We start from the raw sequence: 2126 nt of genomic DNA on the forward strand, positions 1-2126 counted from the left end.
CTCTATTGGTAGCGATGAGCGATCCCTGCCGCTATCGGAGGCAGGGGTCGGCTGCACGCTCTCCAATGGCTGGACTGCGGGAGGCGCTGTCGCCTCGTCGCTACCTGCCTGACGAGTATCGCCCGTCGCTGTCTCTGGCTCCGCCTTCTGACTAGCGCTCTCGCTCGCTGAAGCCGCTGTTGTAGCGGTTCCTGGAGTGGTGGCTGCTGTCTCGCTGGCACCTGGCGTCAGCAGAATGGTGGGCAGATCGGCGACATCTCGGCCCTCCTGCTCTGGGCTGTGGCCCTGTTCTTGCTGCTGTTTGCGCTGTCGTTCGGCTTCCTCTAACTCACGCTGCCAGCGCTGGCTATGGTAAGCCATCATGCGTTCGGGAGTAAGGATCAGTGTCGGTGCCAGGCTTGGGTCGTCTGACTCCTGACTGCTGGTGGCGCGGTCCGCTGGGGCTGCGGGAGGTTGCCGCTCTGGTTGCTCGGAGGTGGGGGCGCTTTCAGTGGTGGCTGCTTCCCGTGGGAGCGACCGCCCACAGCTTTTACAGAATTTGGCATCGTCGCGGTTGGGCGTGCTGCAAACTGGACAGATCATACCTGCTCTCCTCGCTCTCTGAGACGGATTCGGTCCTCTCTTCTCCTGATGCTCTGCCAGGGATGGCTGGCGACGGCTCTTTGCTGGTCACTGCACCTGTTGTCAATTACTCAAAGCTGCTTTTGCAGACGCAGAGCCTCTGCGTTATTGGGATCGCGTTGCAATGTTTCGCGGATCATCTGTCTGGCTTCTGCCTTTTTACGCATTTTTAGATAGCATGCTGCCATTGCGCTATAGATCTCAGCCCGCTCGGGGTCACGTTGGCGCGCCTGTTCCAGGGCGCTCAGGGCCTGGTTCCATTGGTTAGCGCGCATGTGGGCGCGGCCCAGCTCGTACCAGCCGTCGACCTGGGTAGGATCGCAGCGTGTGGCCTCCTGCAGGACACGGATTGCCGAGTTGTACTGGCGCGTCTCGCTGTAGAGACGGCCTAGAGTGAGCAGGATAAGGGCGTGGTCGGGATTGATCTTGAGGCCTTCGAGCAAGTAGCCTTCGGCCTCGCGATGGTAGCCCTGTTTCATTGCCACCTGTCCCAGTTGATAATAAATGGCGGCGTCCTGGGGAGCGATTCGCAGTGCCTCTTTAAAGGCGGCCTCTGCCTTAGGATAGAGACCCAGGTCGAGATAGCACAGGCCAAGCTGGAAGTAGGCATCCAACGCGTTCTGACGATTATCGGTTGCCTGAGCGAAGTACTCGGCAGCATGGGTCATATTCTCATGAAAGAGCTTCTCGTCCTTATCGCGCAGGGACTGAGCATACTGGCGATAGGCCCGCGCCAGGTTGTAGAGTACGTCATAGGTAGGGCGCCCAAGCGCCAGCGCCTGCTTAAATTCGTCGATCGCCTCGACGTAGTGCCGGTTGTTGAGATCTTGCAAACCGCGCCGATAGAAGGTCAGAGGATCGTAATTGACCGGAGCACCGGCGGAGACGGGGCGGGCGCGAATTGGCTGGCGCGCGACTCCCGCCGGCAACGAGGCATAGGCCTGTGCCTGCATGCGTACATTGGGAGGGACGGTAGTTGCTCCCTGAAACAGAGGCTGGCCATCACGCTTACAAAATTTGGCCCCTGGACGATTCTGCAGGCCACAGCGCGGGCAAATGGGGCCAGGTCCTGGGGGAGCCGCTGCCGGTCCACGCGTGGCGGGCACCACGATGGTCGCGTTGGGCGAGATCGCTGGAATCTGAATGGTCGCGGGTGCCGCCTGACCAGGCAGGCACTGTTGTAGGGCCACACGCATGGCCTCAGCGCTCTGAAAGCGATGCGCCGGGTCCTGCTGCATCGCTTTAATAATGACTTGCTCGATTGGGCAGATGATGCGCCCGTCCACCTGGATCGTGCGCAGCTTCGGATTCTTGGCGCGAATGCTGCCCGGGGCCGGCGTCTGCATCGGCTCTGGCTCCTGGTTGGTCAGCAAGTGGTACATAGTAGCCCCAAGCGAATAGATGTCCGAGCGGGCGTCGGTCTGCACCAAGCGACCAGGGTTCTGAGGTGAGCGCTTCTGACCCGGAGCAGTGATTGAACCGAGATGCTCAGGCGAGGCATACGA

2 protein-coding genes are annotated in these 2126 nt (G+C 60.8%); both read right to left on the bottom strand.

Going from position 1 to position 2126, the window contains the following annotated elements; all coding sequences use genetic code 11:
- Nucleotides 1-582 (bottom strand): zinc ribbon domain-containing protein (locus IRZ24_RS19645; protein WP_297168282.1); only part of this gene is annotated, 582 nt, incomplete at its 3' end.
- Between the two features lie 110 nt (nt 583-692).
- Nucleotides 693-2126 (bottom strand): tetratricopeptide repeat protein (locus IRZ24_RS19650; protein WP_297168285.1); only part of this gene is annotated, 1434 nt, incomplete at its 5' end.

This window comes from Thermogemmatispora sp., from assembly GCF_019683755.1.
In the GTDB taxonomy this organism is placed as follows: domain Bacteria; phylum Chloroflexota; class Ktedonobacteria; order Ktedonobacterales; family Ktedonobacteraceae; genus Thermogemmatispora.